Source organism: Mycobacterium sp., from assembly GCF_029961025.1.
Classification (GTDB): domain Bacteria; phylum Actinomycetota; class Actinomycetes; order Mycobacteriales; family Mycobacteriaceae; genus Mycobacterium.
This window is the reverse complement of the sequence record NZ_JASBVP010000005.1, coordinates 245611-264267: the sequence shown is the minus strand read 5'-3', so window position 1 is coordinate 264267 and position 18657 is coordinate 245611. Positions and strand designations below refer to the sequence as shown.

At 66.1% G+C, this 18657-nt stretch carries 12 protein-coding genes, 6 pseudogenes and 1 other annotated feature; of the genes and pseudogenes, 7 read left to right on the top strand and 11 right to left on the bottom strand.

Features of this window, described 5'->3' with window-relative positions:
* Positions 1-63: 63 nt before the first annotated feature.
* From QJR12_RS07710 to QJR12_RS07685, 6 genes are all read left to right on the top strand, one after another.
* The gene (locus QJR12_RS07710; RefSeq protein WP_300580498.1) at positions 64-3759 is read left to right on the top strand and encodes a nitrate reductase subunit alpha; all 3696 of its coding nucleotides are present in this window, start codon (positions 64-66) and stop codon (positions 3757-3759) included.
* Positions 3756-5363, top strand: a complete 1608-nt coding sequence (narH, locus tag QJR12_RS07705; protein ID WP_300580332.1) for a nitrate reductase subunit beta — start codon at positions 3756-3758, stop codon at positions 5361-5363. Before QJR12_RS07710 ends, narH begins: the two co-directional genes overlap by 4 nt.
* Complete coding sequence (gene narJ, locus QJR12_RS07700) at positions 5360-5992, top strand: nitrate reductase molybdenum cofactor assembly chaperone (protein WP_300580329.1); 633 nt, start codon at positions 5360-5362, stop codon at positions 5990-5992. The genes narH and narJ overlap by 4 nt, the downstream gene beginning before the upstream one ends.
* Positions 5989-6732, top strand: a complete 744-nt coding sequence (narI, locus tag QJR12_RS07695; protein WP_300580326.1) for a respiratory nitrate reductase subunit gamma — start codon at positions 5989-5991, stop codon at positions 6730-6732. The genes narJ and narI overlap by 4 nt, the downstream gene beginning before the upstream one ends.
* A 154-nt stretch (positions 6733-6886) precedes the next feature.
* Complete coding sequence (locus QJR12_RS07690) at positions 6887-8659, top strand: IS1634 family transposase (RefSeq protein WP_300575500.1); 1773 nt, start codon at positions 6887-6889, stop codon at positions 8657-8659.
* Between the two features lie 220 nt (positions 8660-8879).
* The gene (locus QJR12_RS07685) at positions 8880-10652 is read left to right on the top strand and encodes an IS1634 family transposase (protein WP_300575500.1); all 1773 of its coding nucleotides are present in this window, start codon (positions 8880-8882) and stop codon (positions 10650-10652) included.
* A gap of 79 nt (positions 10653-10731) precedes the next feature.
* Here QJR12_RS07685 and QJR12_RS07680 read toward each other — a convergent pair whose 3' ends face one another.
* The 9 genes and pseudogenes from QJR12_RS07680 to QJR12_RS07640 form a co-directional block, all read right to left on the bottom strand.
* Positions 10732-11007 (bottom strand): type II toxin-antitoxin system VapC family toxin, encoded by a 276-nt coding sequence (locus QJR12_RS07680; protein WP_300580323.1) that lies wholly within the window; start codon positions 11005-11007, stop codon positions 10732-10734.
* Positions 11004-11267 (bottom strand): ribbon-helix-helix protein, CopG family, encoded by a 264-nt coding sequence (locus QJR12_RS07675; RefSeq protein WP_300580321.1) that lies wholly within the window; start codon positions 11265-11267, stop codon positions 11004-11006. Before QJR12_RS07675 ends, QJR12_RS07680 begins: the two co-directional genes overlap by 4 nt.
* A 126-nt stretch (positions 11268-11393) precedes the next feature.
* Positions 11394-11540: pseudogene (locus tag QJR12_RS07670) on the bottom strand (LppA family lipoprotein); the annotation flags it as partial.
* A gap of 9 nt (positions 11541-11549) precedes the next feature.
* Positions 11550-13241, bottom strand: a complete 1692-nt coding sequence (gene tnpB, locus QJR12_RS07665) for an IS607 family element RNA-guided endonuclease TnpB (protein ID WP_300580319.1) — start codon at positions 13239-13241, stop codon at positions 11550-11552.
* A pseudogene (locus QJR12_RS07660) lies at positions 13238-13830 on the bottom strand (IS607 family transposase). Before QJR12_RS07660 ends, tnpB begins: the two are co-directional and overlap by 4 nt.
* A 58-nt stretch (positions 13831-13888) precedes the next feature.
* A pseudogene (locus tag QJR12_RS07655) lies at positions 13889-14014 on the bottom strand (LppA family lipoprotein); the annotation flags it as partial.
* A gap of 131 nt (positions 14015-14145) precedes the next feature.
* Positions 14146-14589 carry a hypothetical protein gene (locus QJR12_RS07650; protein ID WP_300580316.1) on the bottom strand — a complete coding sequence of 148 codons (444 nt, stop codon included), beginning with the start codon at positions 14587-14589 and terminating at the stop codon, positions 14146-14148.
* A 12-nt stretch (positions 14590-14601) separates the two neighbouring features.
* Positions 14602-15165, bottom strand: a complete 564-nt coding sequence (locus QJR12_RS07645; protein ID WP_300580314.1) for an LppA family lipoprotein — start codon at positions 15163-15165, stop codon at positions 14602-14604.
* Positions 15162-15890, bottom strand: a pseudogene (locus tag QJR12_RS07640) (alpha/beta hydrolase); the annotation flags it as partial. The gene QJR12_RS07645 and the pseudogene QJR12_RS07640, both read right to left, overlap by 4 nt.
* Before the next feature lie 54 nt (positions 15891-15944).
* Between QJR12_RS07640 and QJR12_RS07635 the strand changes: the two are divergent.
* A protein-coding gene (locus QJR12_RS07635) for an IS3 family transposase (protein ID WP_300576643.1) occupies positions 15945-17209 on the top strand; the annotation gives its coding sequence in 2 pieces (ribosomal slippage) (positions 15945-16251 and positions 16251-17209; 1266 coding nt in all).
* Positions 16247-16378: a sequence feature (AL1L pseudoknot), on the top strand. Its footprint overlaps the gene before it by 132 nt.
* Positions 17210-17246: 37 nt before the next feature.
* Here the strand turns inward: QJR12_RS07635 and QJR12_RS07630 are convergent.
* A pseudogene (locus QJR12_RS07630) lies at positions 17247-18143 on the bottom strand (alpha/beta hydrolase); the annotation flags it as partial.
* Between the two features lie 3 nt (positions 18144-18146).
* A pseudogene (locus QJR12_RS07625) lies at positions 18147-18475 on the bottom strand (hypothetical protein).
* Positions 18476-18657: the final 182 nt, after the last annotated feature.

Genomic DNA, 18657 nt, shown 5'->3' with positions numbered 1-18657 from the left:
CCGCAACAACGGCCCGAAGACCGCCCCATCGCCGGCCGCCCGCCATCGGCCCCACAGGCCTACCTGGCGCCGCTGCTGCCCGGCGGGGAACCCGTCGAGTCGCTGTTGCGCAAGGCACAGTTCTTCACGCCCGGAACACCCACCCCCGACCATCGCGAGGTCCATCGCCGCGGCGGGCGCGGGGCGGAAGAGTTCTACCGCCAGCGCTGGCGGCACGGCAAAGAGGTCCGCTCGACCCACGGGGTGAACTGCACCGGCTCGTGCTCCTGGAAGGTCTACGTCAAGGAGGGCATCATCGCCTGGGAGACCCAGGCGACCGACTACCCCTCGGTGGGTCCGGACAGCCCCGAATACGAGCCGCGCGGCTGCCCGCGGGGGGCGTCGTTCTCCTGGTACACCTACTCGCCGGCCCGGGTGCGCTACCCCTACATCCGCCAGCCCCTGCTGGAGATGTGGCGGGAGGCCCGGGCCCGGCTGGGCGACCCGGTGCAGGCGTGGGCGGAGATCACCGGCGACCCCGAACGTGCGGCGCGCTACAAGCAGGCCCGCGGCAAGGGCGGATTCCTGCGTTCGACGTGGGAGGAGGCCAGCGAGCTGATCGCGGCCGCGCATGTGCACACCATCAAGGCCTACGGACCGGACCGGGTGGTGGGTTTCTCGCCGATCCCCGCAATGTCGCAGGTGTCGTATGCGGCGGGCACCCGGTTCTTGTCGATGATCGGCGGGACGATCCTGTCCTTTTATGACTGGTACGCCGACATGCCACTGGCGTCCCCGCAGGTGTATGGGGATCAGACCGACGTGCCCGAGTCGGGCGACTGGTGGAACGCCGCCTACCTGATCATCTGGGGGACCAATCTGCCCATCACCCGCACCCCGGACGCGCATTTCATGGTGGAGGCGCGCTACCGCGGGCAGAAGGTCGTCGTCGTGAGCCCCGACTACTCCGATCACACCAAGTTCGCCGACGACTGGCTAGCCTGCGCGCCGGGCACCGACGGTGCGCTGGCGATGGCGATGGGGCACGTGATCCTCTCGGAGTTTTTCCGGGACCGCCAGGTGCCCTACTTCCAGCGGTACGTGAAGACCTATACCGATCTGCCTTTCTTGGTCACCTTGCGAAAGCGCGGCGACACCGACGGCGAGGCCTACGTTCCGGACCGGTTCCTCACCGCGGCGCACCTGGGTCACCAGGACGAACGCGCCCCGCACCAAACGGTGCTGCTGGACGCGGTGACCGGGCGTCCGGTCATCCCCAACGGCACCCTGGCCGATCACTACGGCGACGCCGGCAAAGGCCACTGGAACCTCGAGCTCGGCGACATCGACCCGGTGCTGACGCTGCACGGCCGCACCGCCGACGCGGTGGCCGTCGACCTACCGCGCTTCGACATCGGCGACACCGAGGGCGGCGGCGTGGTCCGCCGCGGCGTTCCGGTGCTGCGGCTGGGCAACCGGCTGGTGACGACGGTGTTCGACCTGCTGATGGCCCACTACGCGGTGCGCCGGGAAGGATTGCCGGGCGAGTGGCCGACCAGCTACGACGACACCACCCAGCCGTACACCCCGGCCTGGCAGCAGGAGATCACCTCGGTGCCGGCCCCCGCCGCCGTACGGGTGGCCCGTGAATTCGCCCGCAGCGCGGAGCTTTCCGGCGGCCGGTCGATGATCGCGATGGGTGCCGGCACCAACCATTGGTTTCACTCCGACCAGATCTATCGCACCTTTTTCACGCTGACCATGCTCTGCGGCTGCCAGGGGGTCAACGGCGGCGGCTGGGCGCACTACGTGGGCCAGGAGAAGGTGCGTCCGCTCACCGGCTGGCAACAGATCGCCTTCGCGCTGGACTGGCAGCGGCCCACCCGCCACATGACCGGAACGTCGTTTTTCTACCTGCACACCGACCAGTGGCGATACGAGCAGTTCGGCGCCGACGAGTTGGCCAGCCCGCTGGGCCGGGGCCTGTTCCGGGGCCGGGCGATGGCCGACGCGCTGGCCCAGGCGACCCGGCTGGGATGGACGCCGTCGTTTCCGACCTTCGACCGCAACCCCCTGGACCTCGCGGATGAAGCCGCCCGGGCCGGCAAGCCCGTCGCCGACTATGTGGTCGACGAACTGCGAACGGGCCGTTTGCGTTTCGCCGGTGAGGATCCGGATGACCCGGTGAATTTCCCGAGGGTGCTGACGGTCTGGCGGGCGAACCTGCTGGGGTCGTCGGGTAAGGGCATGGAGTACTTCATGCGCCACCTGCTCGGCACCCACCACGCGGTGCGCGCCGAGGAGACACCCGAGCGGCTGCGGCCGGTCGAGGTGCGCTGGCGCGAGGAGGCGCCGTGCGGCAAGCTCGACCTGGCTGTCACCATCGATTTCCGGATGACCAGCACCTGCAGCTACTCCGATGTCGTGTTGCCGGCGGCCACCTGGTACGAAAAACACGACATCTCCACCACGGATATGCACCCGTTCGTGCACTCGTTCAACCCGGCCATCGCCCCGCCGTGGGAGGCCCGCACCGACTTCGACGCGTTCACCACCATCGCCCGCGACTTCTCCCGGCTGGCGGCCAAGCACCTGGGCACCCGCACCGATGTGATCGCCGCGCCGCTGCTGCACGACACGGCCGACGAGCTCGCCCAGCCCGGCGGTCTGGTGCGGGACTGGCGGCGCGGCGAATGCGACCCGGTGGCCGGGCAAACCATGCCGCACCTGGTGACGATCGAACGCGACTACAGCGCGGTCGCCGAGAAGATGGCCGCGCTCGGCCCGGCGATCGAGGTGGCGGGCACCCCGTGCAAGGGCATCACCTGGAAACCCACCGCCGCCGTGGACTATCTGGCCCGCCGAAACGGCACCGTCCGCGGCGGAATCGCTCACGGGCGCCCGTCGCTCACCCGCGACGTGCACATGGCCGAGGCGATCCTCGCGCTGTCGGGCACCACCAACGGCGCGGTCGCCATGCAGGGGTGGCAGGCGCTGGAAGAGCGCACCGGGGTGCGCCTGGCCGACCTGGCCGAGGAACGCGCGGGCGAGCACATCACCTTCGAGGACACCCAGGTTCAGCCCCGGACGGTGATCACCTCCCCGGAGTGGTCGGGCAGCGAGACCGGCGGGCGGCGCTATTCACCGTTCGTGGTCAACGTCGAACGCAAGAAACCCTGGCACACACTGACCGGGCGAATGCACTTTTTCCTCGACCACGACTGGATCGCCGAATACGGCGAGTGGCTGCCGGTGTACCGTCCGCCGCTGAACTATCCCCGCCACTTCGGCGAGCAGGGACTGGCCGAAGACGGCCGGCCCGAAATCACGGTGCGCTACCTGACCCCGCACTCGAAGTGGTCGATTCACTCCGAATACCAGGACAACCTGCACATGCTGCGGCTGTTCCGCGGTGGGCCGGTGATCTGGATGAGCCCGGCCGACGCCGCCGTCATCGGCGTCAAAGACAACGAGTGGATCGAGGCCTACAACCGCAACGGCGTGGTGGTCGCCCGGGCCGTCGTCACCCACCGGATGCCCAAGGGCACGGTGTTCATGTACCACGCCATGGACCGCCACCTGATGACACCGAAATCGGAGATCTCCGGCTGGCACGGCGGCGGGGACAACTCACTGACCCGGCTGGTGATCAAGCCGACACACATGATCGGCGGCTACGCGCAGCTGTCGTTCGGGTTCAACTACTACGGCACCACCGGCAACCAGCGCGACGAGATCACCGTCATCCGCCGGCGCTCGCAGGAGGTGGCCTACCGATGAGGGTGATGGCCCACGTGGCGATGGTGATGAACCTCGACAAGTGCATCGGCTGCCACACCTGCACGGTGACCTGCAAGCAGGTGTGGACCAACCGCCCGGGAACCGAGTACGTCTACTTCAACAACGTCGAAACCAAGCCGGGCATCGGCTATCCGAAGCGCTACGAAGACCAGGAGCAATGGAAGGGGGGCTGGACGCTGGACCGCAAGGGCCGGCTTCAGCTCAAAGCGGGTGGACGGCTGCGCAGACTGCTGTCGATCTTCTACAACCCGGACCTGCCCAGCATCGACGACTACGGCGAGCCGTTCACCTACGACTACCAGACCGTGATCGACGCCCCGCTGGGCACCGCAAACCCGAGCGCGCATTCGATCTCCGCGCTGACCGGGCGGGACATGACGGTCACGTGGGGCAGCAACTTTGACGACGATCTGGCCGGTGCCCCCGAGCTGGCGGTCGACGATCCGGACCTGGCCGGCCTGCAAGACCGGGTGAAGATGGAGTTCGAGCAGGTGTTCATGTTCTACCTGCCGCGCATCTGCGAGCACTGCCTCAACCCGTCCTGTGTGGCCTCCTGCCCGTCGGGGGCGATGTACAAGCGCGCCGAGGACGGCATCGTGCTGGTCGACCAGGATCGTTGCCGGGGCTGGCGATTTTGCGTGTCCGGCTGCCCGTATAAGAAGGTCTACTTCAACCACCGCACCGGCAAAGCGGAAAAGTGCACGTTCTGCTATCCGCGGGTGGAGCAGGGGCTGCCGACGATCTGCTCGGAGACCTGTGTGGGCCGGCTGCGGTATCTGGGCTTGGTCCTCTACGACGCCGACCGGGTGCTGGCCGCCGCGGCGACCCCCGACGTCCAGGACCTCTACCGGGCCCAGCTGGGGGTGTTTCTCGACCCGCACGACCCGGATGTGCAGGCCGAAGCGGCCAGGGCGGGCATTCCGCACGACTGGATTCAGGCGGCGCAGCGTTCACCGGTCTACGAGTTGGCCGTGCGGCACCAGGTCGCCCTGCCGCTGCACCCGGAATACCGCACGCTGCCGATGGTGTGGTATATCCCGCCGCTGTCGCCGGTGGCCGATGTGGTGAACGCGGCGGGCTACGACGAGAACAACCCGGACAACGTGTTCGCCACCATCGACGCACTGCGCATCCCGATGGAGTATCTGGCCAACCTGTTCACCGCCGGTGACGCCGAGGTGGTGCGCGCCGTGTTGCGCAAGCTGGCCGCGGTGCGGGCCATCCAGCGCGCCGGGCAGCTGGGGCTCCAGGTCGACGAGAACCTGCCCGCCTCGGTGGGTGCCAGCGCTGATGATCTCGATGACCTCTATCGGCTGCTGGCGATCGCGAAATACGAAGACCGCTACGTCATCCCGCCCGCCCACGCCGAGGAGGCGGGCGTCTTGATGGGTCAGCATGAGCAGTTGTTCTGCAGCCTGGACACCGACGGCGGACCCGGGATGGGCGGCTACGGCCCGCCGGGACCGCACGGCATCGGCGCTTACCACCCGGGGGCTCAAACCACCAGCGGCCCAAGGCGTTTCAACCTGCTCAACTGGAACGGACGCGACCGCGTCCCCGGGATGTTTCCGGGTAGCGCATGAACACCCGGACGGCCAAGCTGGCGTCGGTGCTGCTGCAGTACCCGACGACGGCCCTGTTCGACGGGCTCGACGAACTCGACGCGTTCGCGGCGACCACCGCTCCCAAGGCGGCGCGCGAGTCGTTCGGCCGGTTCCTGGGCTGGCTGCGCGCCACCCCGCCGAACGAGGTGGCGCGACACTACGTGCAGACGTTCGATCTGCGCCGCCGCTGCTCGCTGTATCTGACCTACTACCGCTACGGTGACACCCGCAAGCGCGGCATGGCGATGGTGGTGCTCAAGACCGCCTACCGCGACGCGGGCTTTGTTCCCTCCGACGATGAGCTGCCCGACTACCTGCCGATGGTGCTCGACTTCGCCGCGCTCTGCCCGCGTGGCGAGCGGCTGCTCTACGGGCACCGCGCCGACCTGGAGCTGCTGCGTCGCGCCCTGGTGGATGTCCAGTCGCCCTATGCCGACGTCGTCGCCGCGGTCGCCGCCGGCCTGCCGAAGCTGGGCAAATTCGAGCTGCAGCAGGTTCGGGCGGCATGGCAGTCCGGCCCGCCCCGTGAAGAGGTCGGACTGGAGCCGTTCGCCCCGCCGGAATACCTGGCCGGCTACCGGGCGGCTGGGGATCGGGGTCAGCCGTGAGCGCGTGGTCCATGCTGTGGTGGGTGATCCTGCCCTATACCGCTTTCGTGGTGTTCGTGGTGGGCCACATCTGGCGCTGGCGCTACGACCAGTTCGGCTGGACCAGCCGCTCCACCCAATTGCAGGAACGGCGGCTGCTCAAGTGGGGCTCGCCGCTGTTTCACTACGCCACCTTCGCCGCGATCGCCGGGCACGTCCTGGGCATCCTGGTTCCCAAGTCGTTCACCGACTGGCTGGGCATCCCGGAGAAGGCCTACCAGATGTTCTCCGGTATCGCCGGGTCGATCGCCGCGATCGGCATCCTCATCGGCGCCGCAATCCTGACGTTTCGCCGAGTGGCGATCCCACGGGTGCGCGCCACCACCAGCGCGGTGGACTACCTGGCGCTGATCCTGCTCGGCATCATCGTCATCCTGGGTATCTACCTGACGATCGGCAAGGAGGAGCTCGGCGGCGGCTACGAATACCGCAACACGGTCTCGGTGTGGTTTCGCAGCCTGTTCACCGCCCGCCCGAATGTGGCGGCAATCGAGAACGCGCCCATCATGTATCAGGTGCACGCCGCGGCCGCCTGGGCCATCTTCATGGTGTGGCCATTCAGCCGCCTGGTGCACGCGTGGAGCTACCCTCTGTGGTATTTGTGGCGACCCTACATCGTGATCCGTAGCCGAGTCGCCACCCAACCGCAGGAGCCCGGCACCGCCGGGCGGCGGTGGCGCAAAATCGGCGTCCCCTACTGACGGGCCGGCATCACTAAGCCGAAGTTGCGGCGGGTCAGTTAGGCAATTTGGGGGTTGAGCTGGGGTCTGTGCGGGTTGGTCTGCCGAAGGTGTAGCCAGTGAATATGGTGTGTTGATGCTATTGATTGACGAGTTCGCCTTGTAATATTCAGTTATGGTCAAACCTGTGCGGATGCACGTAGCCCGGACTCCGAGCAAATATGTGGACAAGGCCGGCAACGTGCACCGCTATGAGTCGGTGCTGGTGCGTCGCACCTACCGCGACGGGACGAAGGTCCGCCACGAGACCCTGGCCAACCTGTCCAAGTTGCCCGCGGAGGTGATCGCCGCGATCGAGGCGACGCTGAAGGGACAGGTGATGGTGCCTGCCCAGTCGGCCTGCACCATCACCCGCTCGCTGCCGCACGGGCATGTGGCCGCAGTGGCGGCGATGGCGCGTCGGCTGGGGTTTCCGGCGCTCCTGGGTCCGGCGTGTCGATCCCGCGATCTGGTGCTGGGGTTGGTTATTTCGCGGGTGATCCGTCCGGCGTCCAAGCTGTCAACGTTGTCGCGGTGGGCCGATACCACCTTGGGGCCCGACCTGGACGTGGCTGGCGCCTCCACCGATGAGGTGTATGCCGCGATGGACTGGCTGGCGAATCGTCAGGACGCGATCGAGAAGAAGCTGGCCGCTAAACACCTTGGGCCAGCGGCGAACCCGTCACGGATGGCGTTGTTCGATCTGACCAGCTCATGGGTGACCGGGCGGTGCTGTGAGCTGGCCGCCCATGGCTATTCCCGCGACGGCAAAAAGGGCCTGCCGCAGATCAACTACGGGGTGCTCACCGACCCGGCCGGACGCCCCGTGGCGGTGCGGGTGTTTTCCGGAGATACCGCCGACCCGGTCGCGTTCACCGACATCGTCGAGGTGCTGCGCGACACGTTCGGGTTGACCCGGCTGGTGCTGGTGGGGGATCGCGGCATGATCACCAGTGCACGCATCAGCGCACTGAGAGAGCTTAACACCGATGCGGGAACCGGTTTCGGGTGGATCACCGCCCTGCGTGCACCCCAGATCGCCACCCTGGCCGCCGACAAGGGACCGCTGCAGATGAGCCTGTTCGACACCCAAGATCTCGCCGAGATCGCCCACCCCGACTACCCCGGGGAACGGTTGATCGCCTGCCGCAACCCCGCCCTGGCCGCCGAGCGGGCCCGCAAACGCGCCGCGCTGCTAGCCGCCACCGAGGCCGACCTGGCCGCCATCGCCGAGCGGGTGGCCCGCGGCACCCTCAAGGGGGCAGGCAAGATCGGTGAAGCCGTTGGGCGGATCATCGTCAAACACAACGTGGGCAAGCATTTTCACCGCACCATCACCGACACCAGCTTCACCTACCAGCGTGACCAGGCCGGCATCGATGCCGAGGCCAGCCTCGATGGCATCTACGTGCTGCGCACCAGCGTCGACGCCGATACCCTCACCCCAGCAGCCGTGGTGGAAAGCTACAAAAACCTCGCCCACGTCGAGCGCGACTTCCGCAGCATCAAGGCCGATGATCTGGATCTGCGGCCCATCCATCACCGCCTCGATAAGCGTGTCCGCGCCCACGTGCTGATCTGCCTGCTGGCCTGCTACCTGGTCTGGCACCTGCGTAAAGCCTGGGCGTCGCTGACCTTCACCGACGAACACCCACCCGCCCGCGACAACCCCGTCGCGCCCGCACAACGCTCACCACAGGCCCAGGCCAAAGCCTCGACCCAGCACGACCCAGACGGTAACCCGCTGCGCAGCTTCCGCGGCCTGCTCGATCACCTAGCGACCCTGACCCGCAACGACATTCACTACCACGGCACCAACGCCACGGTACCCACACTGGCCGAACCCACCCCCGACCAACGCCGCGCCTTCGACCTTATCGGCACCCCCATCCCGCTGACCGCCGCGTAGCCAGAACCACGACCCCACACCACCAGCAAAAACCCACGTCAGCCACGAATCCACCCACCCAAACCGCCGCAACTTCGGACTAAGCCGAAGTTGCGGCGGGTCAGTTAGGCAATTTGGGGGTTGAGCTGGGGTCTGTGCGGGTTGGTCTGCCGAAGGTGTAGCCAGTGAATATGGTGTGTTGATGCTATTGATTGACGAGTTCGCCTTGTAATATTCAGTTATGGTCAAACCTGTGCGGATGCACGTAGCCCGGACTCCGAGCAAATATGTGGACAAGGCCGGCAACGTGCACCGCTATGAGTCGGTGCTGGTGCGTCGCACCTACCGCGACGGGACGAAGGTCCGCCACGAGACCCTGGCCAACCTGTCCAAGTTGCCCGCGGAGGTGATCGCCGCGATCGAGGCGACGCTGAAGGGACAGGTGATGGTGCCTGCCCAGTCGGCCTGCACCATCACCCGCTCGCTGCCGCACGGGCATGTGGCCGCAGTGGCGGCGATGGCGCGTCGGCTGGGGTTTCCGGCGCTCCTGGGTCCGGCGTGTCGATCCCGCGATCTGGTGCTGGGGTTGGTTATTTCGCGGGTGATCCGTCCGGCGTCCAAGCTGTCAACGTTGTCGCGGTGGGCCGATACCACCTTGGGGCCCGACCTGGACGTGGCTGGCGCCTCCACCGATGAGGTGTATGCCGCGATGGACTGGCTGGCGAATCGTCAGGACGCGATCGAGAAGAAGCTGGCCGCTAAACACCTTGGGCCAGCGGCGAACCCGTCACGGATGGCGTTGTTCGATCTGACCAGCTCATGGGTGACCGGGCGGTGCTGTGAGCTGGCCGCCCATGGCTATTCCCGCGACGGCAAAAAGGGCCTGCCGCAGATCAACTACGGGGTGCTCACCGACCCGGCCGGACGCCCCGTGGCGGTGCGGGTGTTTTCCGGAGATACCGCCGACCCGGTCGCGTTCACCGACATCGTCGAGGTGCTGCGCGACACGTTCGGGTTGACCCGGCTGGTGCTGGTGGGGGATCGCGGCATGATCACCAGTGCACGCATCAGCGCACTGAGAGAGCTTAACACCGATGCGGGAACCGGTTTCGGGTGGATCACCGCCCTGCGTGCACCCCAGATCGCCACCCTGGCCGCCGACAAGGGACCGCTGCAGATGAGCCTGTTCGACACCCAAGATCTCGCCGAGATCGCCCACCCCGACTACCCCGGGGAACGGTTGATCGCCTGCCGCAACCCCGCCCTGGCCGCCGAGCGGGCCCGCAAACGCGCCGCGCTGCTAGCCGCCACCGAGGCCGACCTGGCCGCCATCGCCGAGCGGGTGGCCCGCGGCACCCTCAAGGGGGCAGGCAAGATCGGTGAAGCCGTTGGGCGGATCATCGTCAAACACAACGTGGGCAAGCATTTTCACCGCACCATCACCGACACCAGCTTCACCTACCAGCGTGACCAGGCCGGCATCGATGCCGAGGCCAGCCTCGATGGCATCTACGTGCTGCGCACCAGCGTCGACGCCGATACCCTCACCCCAGCAGCCGTGGTGGAAAGCTACAAAAACCTCGCCCACGTCGAGCGCGACTTCCGCAGCATCAAGGCCGATGATCTGGATCTGCGGCCCATCCATCACCGCCTCGATAAGCGTGTCCGCGCCCACGTGCTGATCTGCCTGCTGGCCTGCTACCTGGTCTGGCACCTGCGTAAAGCCTGGGCGTCGCTGACCTTCACCGACGAACACCCACCCGCCCGCGACAACCCCGTCGCGCCCGCACAACGCTCACCACAGGCCCAGGCCAAAGCCTCGACCCAGCACGACCCAGACGGTAACCCGCTGCGCAGCTTCCGCGGCCTGCTCGATCACCTAGCGACCCTGACCCGCAACGACATTCACTACCACGGCACCAACGCCACGGTACCCACACTGGCCGAACCCACCCCCGACCAACGCCGCGCCTTCGACCTTATCGGCACCCCCATCCCGCTGACCGCCGCGTAGCCAGAACCACGACCCCACACCACCAGCAAAAACCCACGTCAGCCACGAATCCACCCACCCAAACCGCCGCAACTTCGGACTAAGCCAAACGCTCGATTCCCGGATAAGCGTCGAATCCGCGGTCGAAGCTCAGCAGCTGGGTGATGTCACGGCGAACCATGACGGCAACGTGCAGGGCATCCCGTGCCCGGTTGATTGCCACGTAGCGGTGACAAATCTCGTGCAGCACGACGGCGTCGGTGACCAACCGTTCGCCGGCCGACAGTGCCGACTCCAGCAGACGCTGCGCGTCCAGCTTGTGCGGGTGCGATGCGCCCACCAGATACATCGGGATGTTGGAGTCGACGAAAATCACGGTGCGTTCGGCGGCAACGCCCGCTGTCCGCGCTCGATCTCCTCGAGCATCTGCTCGATGTCGGCGGTCGGAAACTCATGACGCACGGCGGCGCGGATGGTGCGCAGCTTCGCGTTGAGGTCGCCCCGCGGCTCCCGTTCACACGCCTCGCGCAGGGTGCGACGAACCCACTCAGACACCGTCGTTCGGTGCCGACGGGCGATCTCTTGAAGCTGCTCCCACTGGTCTGGGTCGAGCAGAACTTGGAGACGCTTACTCATATAATGAGTACGATATGCTCACATCATGTGGGCTGCAGCTCGCCGACGGTGAGCCCACCGGTCCAGGCAATGCGCAGTGGATGGCAAGGATTTCGAGTGCCCGCTTGGAGCAGTCACCGATCCGCGTTATGGATGCGGCGTCGGCGAGGAGGTTGGCGTATCGGTTTGGCTGATCCGGCAATCCGACTGGGCCGTGAGTGATGACGCTTTCTGGGTTCCGAGCTTGAATTCGACGCCGCCTGGGCCAGCGAAATATGCGTCGTGATCATTTGGGCTTGTCTTTCATAACCGTTGCCGTTGAGTGTGTTTGAGTTGCACACGCTCATGCGGCGTCCCCGTGCGGGTTTGGGTTTTGGCCTCTCCGCTTCCGGCCCCGCGCGGGCGGGGTCTTATGGATGCTCCGCCGGCACCGGATGTTCCGGTGTCCGCGCCATGGCCTGTACCAACCGGTGTGGTTGGCCCGGGTACCGATGGGGCCGTGGTCCCGACTGGACCACAACTGGCGTATTCCGGCCAGTCACGGAGATTAAGCGCGGCGTTGCGATCACGGTCGACGACTTCGCCGGTGCGCGGACACACCAGCGATTTGTCGATGCGCCCTTTGCCGATCAGCCGACACGGCGAGCCGTCCGGTGTGGTGCAGCCGTGATGGATCTGGCTGGACGGGAACCAGCGATCCGCCACGGTGAGCACCACGCCAGAGCGGGCGGTCTTGTAGGCCAGCATCGGCCGTATCGGACCCATCGCCGCGTCGGAGACGGCGCGCCGGTAGGCACGCCGCCCTATGCTGCGTTTCATGGCGGCCACGTCGAGGTCTTCGATCACGATGTGGCCATAGCTGCCCGCCAGCTCGGTGGTGAGCTGGTGGGCGGCGTCCCGCCGCAGGTGCACGCACCGGCGATCCAGCCGGGACAGCTTGGCTTTCGCTGCCCGGTGGCCGCGGGAGCCGGGGGTGCGGCGGGAAAGTTCACGCCCGGCCCGCCGCCGCGCCGCCAGGGTGGCTTTCAGCGGGGCCGGATTCGGGTATTCGACGATCGACTCTTCACCGGTGGCGGTGTCGAGGACGGCGACGGTGGCCAACGTGCGCACCCCGAGATCAACCCCGGCGCGCGCGGTCGGCGCGGCGACCGTGCGCGCGGTGGCCGGTGTGCGCAGCGCGTAGCCGATCGAGACGAACAACCGGCCCCAACGCTGCGAGAGCGTCATGTTCAGGATGCGGGCCCGCCCCGAGGCGACATGCCGCTGCACCCGGCGGGTGTTCTCCTTGGAGCGCAGCGGCCCGATCACGGGCACGGTGATGGTGCGCCGATCGGCCTCCACCCGCATCGCTCCGGTGGTGAACCGCACCCGGCCAGCGTCGCGGCGCGCGGATGTGAACCGCGGAAACCCCACACGGCGACCCCGCCGGGTGCCGTTGCGGCTGGCCGACCAGTTATCCAGGGCCCGCGCCAGATCAGCCAGCCCCGAGGAGTAGGCCTCTTTGGAATTGGCGGCCCACCACGGCGCCACCTCACCCTTAGCGCGGTTCCACGCCCACCGCAGCGAACCCAGATCCCAACCGATCGACGCGTGGCCGGGATCAACAGCTTTGGCGTCCAGGTCGGCTTTCACTTTCGCCAAGCCCCAGTTGAACGCTTTGCGTCGCGCCCCGAAATGCGAGCGCACCAACCCCGCCCGCTCCGGCTCTGTGGGCCATTCGACCTCGAACTTCGCTGCCGTCACCGCCCACCCGGTGTGCAACGGCGCGCCGGGTGAACCCGTCTGGGCGTAGCCCGCGGCGTCGCCGTCATAAAGGTCGAACAGCACCGACACCGACTCCACCGCGCTGCGCTGCGCCCCGAAATCGGCGCCCACATCGACATACCGCGACAACCTCGGCGTGCCATCGGGGTTGGGCTTACCCGCCAGATGCGCTCCACCGGTGGCCGCGGCCACCCTCGCGGCCTGCGCCCTGGTGCGCATCCCGACGATCATGCGGTCTTCCCTGGTTCACGTTTAGCTGCAGCCAGCGCCCGCATCGCCCGGTTTCGCGCCCCGCGCCGCCCATACAGCCGTGCGCACACATCGACGTGAGGACTTCGATCATGTCGCGCACCAGATCATCGATCGTCTCACCGGGATCGGCCACCACGATCCGGCGGCCCTGCGCAGCCAACACCGCCTTCAGGTGCTCCACCCCGAAACGGGCCAACCGGTCAGGATGCTCCACAACAATGACCTTCGCATCCGGGTCCGACAAGATAAGATCCGGCGCAGCTTCGGGCGTTTACCGTTCAGGCCCGACCCGACCTCGACAACGACCTGCCGTACCGTCAGATCCTGCTCGGTCGCCCACGCCGTCAGCCGGGCCACCTGGCGATCCAGATCGGCGCGCTGATCATGGCTGGACACCCGGGCATAGATCACCACGCCGCCCGGCGCGCTTTCGCCGGGCGGGGTCGCGCGCACCAGAATCAGCCGGCCCACCCGCTCCGCGGGCACCGGCAGTGTTCCCTCCCGAAAACCAGCGATAAGCCGTATGCCGGTTCACTCCAACCGATTCGGCCCACACCGCCAGATTCACAACGCCAATCCAAACACACTTACGCACACTCAACTGCACTCAACACGCAACAGTTCGCAACCCCATAGTGGGTGGCGCCGAATTGTTTTGCGCCGTCCCTTACGATCTGCACCGCTTGCATCCATTTGTCGTCCGGGATCGGTCAGCTGAACCCCACCATGAAATAAGCGGCCTTCGCACGTGAGAGGGACCCGCTTGCGACGACTTTCTGGGTACTCGGCGGCTGGTCGACGGTACCACGATCCATGGGGCGCTTCGGAGGAGACCGCGAAACACTCGGGCCAGGACACTATAGTTGCTTCACTGGTTGCTTCGCTATGGTCTGAATGTAAGGTAAAGGACCGTAACATCACTGGCCAGAAGGATTAACGCGGTCAACGGAATGAGGATGCCCCAGCCACGCTTTGCGGTCCAGAATGAGGCGACAACTGTTAGCGCGGCAACAAACGGGCCGCCGTAAAGCAGCATGACGAAGATGCTGGATGGGGGACCTTGGCGCGGGCAGTATTCGTAGGCGCAACGGTCGGTAGACATCACGGCTGCGAAGGCGAAAACCATCACGAACAACGCTCCCGGCACGCTCAACAGCGCCAAGGCCCAGTTCAGCACTGTAAGGATGCGGCGGAGGTAGATCTCCCGCAGGTTGGTTGAATTCCGGTACGCCGCCCGCTGGTCCTCAGCCGATGCTGGGGTTTGACTTTTTGAGATAGCGGTCTCCTCAGATTTGTTTGGACCATAGATTTGTTTGAACCTTCGCATCACGGACGAGGTCTACGGGTGGCCCGTCGACGGTGGTGGTGCCGGGGTATCGGTTTCACGCATCCGACAATCCGATGTCGCGGTCAATACAGTCTGCACTTTGCTGCCGAAATGAAATTGGGCGTCGGAACCGGAGATGGCCAGATCTTTGTTGCCGGGCTGGTCGACGAAAACGGTCACAGTTGTGGCGCCGAAGCGTGCGGCGCCATCCTTGACGATCTGCAGCGCCTTCGGCCACAGGTCGTCGGGAATCGCACGATCGAACACGATGCGTTCGACGACCTGCACCGCACGTGTCCACACATATTCGCCGCCGCAATGGTCCCAGCTGTTCTCATCGACCGTCCACTTCATTCCGGGTACCAGGGCCGCAATCTCGATCGCCATCTGATCCATCGCCGCGATGTACTCGGCGCGCGCGGCCTCAAACGAGGGCTTAGAACGCAGTCCGTTCTCCAGCTTGGCCATCCGCTGCGGGCCCGGATTGCCATGCCGTCCGGGATTCGTTGCGCCGCAACCAAAAATCGACATACACACCACTACTACCAGAACTCCCGAACAGATCCGGATCATCATCCGCCCGCGTGTGGATAGGGCTTTAATGGTGTCGGTGCCATCATCAACTGCTTGGCGCCGTCGGGCATATCGGCGATGCCTGCGGCGATGACCGCCAGGTTGTAACCCGACATTCTCAGCACCGACTCACCCCCCGGGCCAGCGACGGCGCGCAAATAATCGGCGTGACTGTGCACGCCCGCCCGCACGACACCGTCGGCACTCGTCCCGGCTTGCGAGGACAGCTCCGGCATCATCCCGCCATACGCGTCTACCCCCCAGCCGTGCAGCGGGGCAAGCGGGGCCAGCTCGGGAATCAGATCGTCGCCGACCGCCCGCATTACAAAGGCCTGCCCGTGGGTCAGGCCGAGTTGACTGGGATTGGTGAGTTCCAGCCCCGGAGAGCCGTAGAACACCGCGTCATTGACCGGATGTAAGCCCTGGGCGTTGAGCTGCTGCAACGCCAGCGACGCCGTCAGCGATCCATAGGAGTGCCCGAACACGCTGATATGAGCGGTCGGGTTGTTGGTCCGCACCTGCTGAAGATACGACGACAAGTTCGCAGCCCCGGCCCGCGCCCGATCGTCGCTGATCGTGCGCCACAGATCACGCGGGCTGGCGGTGTGGATCGGGTTCGACGGCGGATCGTAACCCATAAATGCGATGGTGGACACCGAACCCGGACGGCCAAGGCGGTTAAGCTCGTCTTGCGCCGTCTTCTGCAGATTGCGCGCCTCTTGCACCATTGAATCGCCCTGGAAATGCTGGAGGCTCCAGACCTTGGAATCGAGGATGGAGTCATGCCGAAGAAACAGTCACCGCCGAGCAAGCCGACGAGTCGCCGCTACAGCGCCGAGCAAAAGGCCGGAGCGGTACGGATGGTCCGGACATTACGGGCGGAGTTGGGTAGCGACCACGGCGTTGTCGCCCGGGTCGCCGATCAGCTTGGCTACGGGGTGGAGTCGGTGCGGACCTGGGTGCGCCAGGCCGACATCGACGACGGCTATCAGCCCGGGGTGTCGACCACCGAGGCGCGACGCATGAAGGAACTCGAACAGGAGAATCGAGAACTCAAGCGCGCCAACGAGATACTGAAACGAGCGGCGAGTTTCTTCGGGGCGGAGCTCGACCGCCAACACAAGAAATAGTCGACTTCATCGACGCCAACCGGGAAGAATTCGGGGTCGAGCCCATCTGCACCGTGCTGCACAGCGCAGGCGTGTCGGTGGCCCCGAGCACCTACTACGCTGCCAAGAAACGCGGCCCGTCGAAACGAGCCTGCCGGGATGCGGTCATGGGTCCGGTCCTGGTCAAGCTCTTCGAGGACAACTACAGCGTCTACGGCGCCCGTAAGCTGCACAAAGCCGCCGTCAGGGCCGGCCACGACATCGGCCGCGACCAGGTAGCGCGGCTGATGCGCGCCGCCGGCATCGCCGGGGTGCGCCGCGGCAAGAAGGTCCGCACCACCCGACCTGAAGAAGGTGCCCAACGCCACCCGGACCTGGTCAAGCGGAACTTCACCGCAGACGCCCCCAACCAGCTGTGGGTGACCGATCTGACGTTCGTGCCCACCTGGGCTGGGGTGGCCTACGTCTGCTTCATCATCGACGTGTTCAGCCGGATGATCGTCGGCTGGCGGGTGGCCTCGAACATGCGCACCACGATGGTGCTTGATGCCATTGAGATGGCCCGCTGGTCGCGCGGAGCTGTGTTGGCGGGCTTGCGCTGTCACTCAGACGCCGGCAGCCAGTTCACCTCGCTTCGCTATACCGAGCGCCTCGCCGAGATCGGCGCAGTGCCCTCGATCGGCACCGTAGGCGACAGCTACGACAACGCTCTGGCCGAGACCGTCAACGGCTACTACAAGGCCGAGCTGATCTACGGTCCCGCGCGGCCCGGCCCGTGGAAGACCGTCGAAGACGTCGAGCTAGCCACCCTCGGCTGGGTGCACTGGCACAACACCGCCCGGTTGCACGGCTACCTCGGCCACCTACCGCCAGCAGAATTCGAGGACACGTTCTACGCTGGCAGACGGACCGACCAAGCCCTGGTCGGAATCCAATAAACCGAGCCTCCATCGAACCCAGGGCGGTTCACATATCCGGCAAAGAGTCTTTGGTGGTGGAACCCAGACCGGGGACACTCACCGAGATGTTGGTGGCGGTGTCGGGATTGCCCACGGCCACAGCCGAAAGAACTTTCTGGCTGGGGTCGTCGGGGATCTGCAGTTGCGTCAAGTAAGTTTCGGGTGCTTCGCTGAGCGCCTGGTCGATGGAGTCGAATTCGGCCAACCGGTTGTGGGCGGCGCCCAGCTGATCCTGCAGGGTCTGCAACTCGGCGCTGCCACCGCCGTGTTGCGCCAACTGGTCACAGCGCGCCTGCAACTCGTCAATGCGGTGTTGAAGTTTGGCGCGTGCCTCGCGTAACCGTTCCTGGTTGGCGTCACTTTCCCGCTGGGTGGGGGTCAGCCCCTGGGGCCCGATCGGCGGGCCCGCATCGGCTGGGATGGGCGCGTCGCCGTCGGCCATATTGATTGCGCTCGCCAGTTCCGCATCGACCGCGTTGGCCTCCGCTAGAATCGCATCCAGCCGAGGTTGCAGCTCCTCTTCGGCGATTAAGGCCTCCATCGGCAAGCCGTTGAACGTCGAACTCGGCACGACCTTGTTAGCCAACGAGTCGATCCACATGTGCAGCTCGGTGGCATCGGCACGTAATTGGCGCAGCTGAGCCTGCACGTTCTCGATGCCGTCGGCGGCCCGGTCGGCGGCCCGGCCTACCGCCAGCGCCTCGTTGCCATGAGCATCAAGATCTTTGCGGATCAGCGCGTTTTGGTGCTTCCTGGCCTCGCCGGTTTTGCCCTCCCAAGTGTCAAACACCGCCAACGACCCCAGTTGGCGCGACACCTCCAAGGTGGCCTGACCCCGCGCGGTGGCCGCGCGGAACACCGCGCGGACCGCTTCAGCGTTCCACCGATCAATATCGGCCACCGTCAATGTCACAGCTCACTCCCCGGCCATGCCATCGGCCACGCCGACCGCACGCAACCTCGCTGCGTTCCCGCGCTCCATCGCCGCAAAAACAATCGCGTCGTCATTCAGATGCAACGCGGCTCGCCCACCCGGGTCAGCAGCGTGCGCGACGCCGCCAACCAGACATTCATCCTGGTGTTCAGCGCCGCCGCGGAAGTGCCCACCCAGCCCGTTTGCGCGGCTTCTAACTGGTTATCCGAATCCAGATGCGCGATGGCCAGATCCTCACCCTGGCCGGTGACGTGCGCCGCCGAGCACACCAGGGCCTCCAGGTCGACCTGAAACTCCCGCTCACCCGCCATCACCAGCACCTCGCCACCAGGAATGCGACCAGTTTCTCATATCAGCAGCAGAAACCGGGCAAATCAGTGCCTCCCCCAGGCTCACGCCTGCGGTCGCTTACCGGCGGGCGTTTTCGGGCCGGCGCACTCCCCCAGGCTCACGCCTGCGGTCGCTTACCGGCGGGCATCGTTGGGCCGGCGCA

Coding starts and splice junctions, on each gene's coding strand:
- tnpB (WP_300580319.1), bottom strand. CDS start 13,241: ATGATCGTCGGGATGCGCACCAGGGCGCAGGCCGCGAGGGTGGCCGCG.
- QJR12_RS07675 (WP_300580321.1), bottom strand. CDS start 11,267: ATGAGTAAGCGTCTCCAAGTTCTGCTCGACCCAGACCAGTGGGAGCAG.
- narJ (WP_300580329.1), top strand. CDS start 5,360: ATGAACACCCGGACGGCCAAGCTGGCGTCGGTGCTGCTGCAGTACCCG.
- QJR12_RS07685 (WP_300575500.1), top strand. CDS start 8,880: ATGGTCAAACCTGTGCGGATGCACGTAGCCCGGACTCCGAGCAAATAT.
- QJR12_RS07650 (WP_300580316.1), bottom strand. CDS start 14,589: ATGCGAAGGTTCAAACAAATCTATGGTCCAAACAAATCTGAGGAGACC.
- QJR12_RS07645 (WP_300580314.1), bottom strand. CDS start 15,165: ATGATGATCCGGATCTGTTCGGGAGTTCTGGTAGTAGTGGTGTGTATG.
- narH (WP_300580332.1), top strand. CDS start 3,756: ATGAGGGTGATGGCCCACGTGGCGATGGTGATGAACCTCGACAAGTGC.
- QJR12_RS07690 (WP_300575500.1), top strand. CDS start 6,887: ATGGTCAAACCTGTGCGGATGCACGTAGCCCGGACTCCGAGCAAATAT.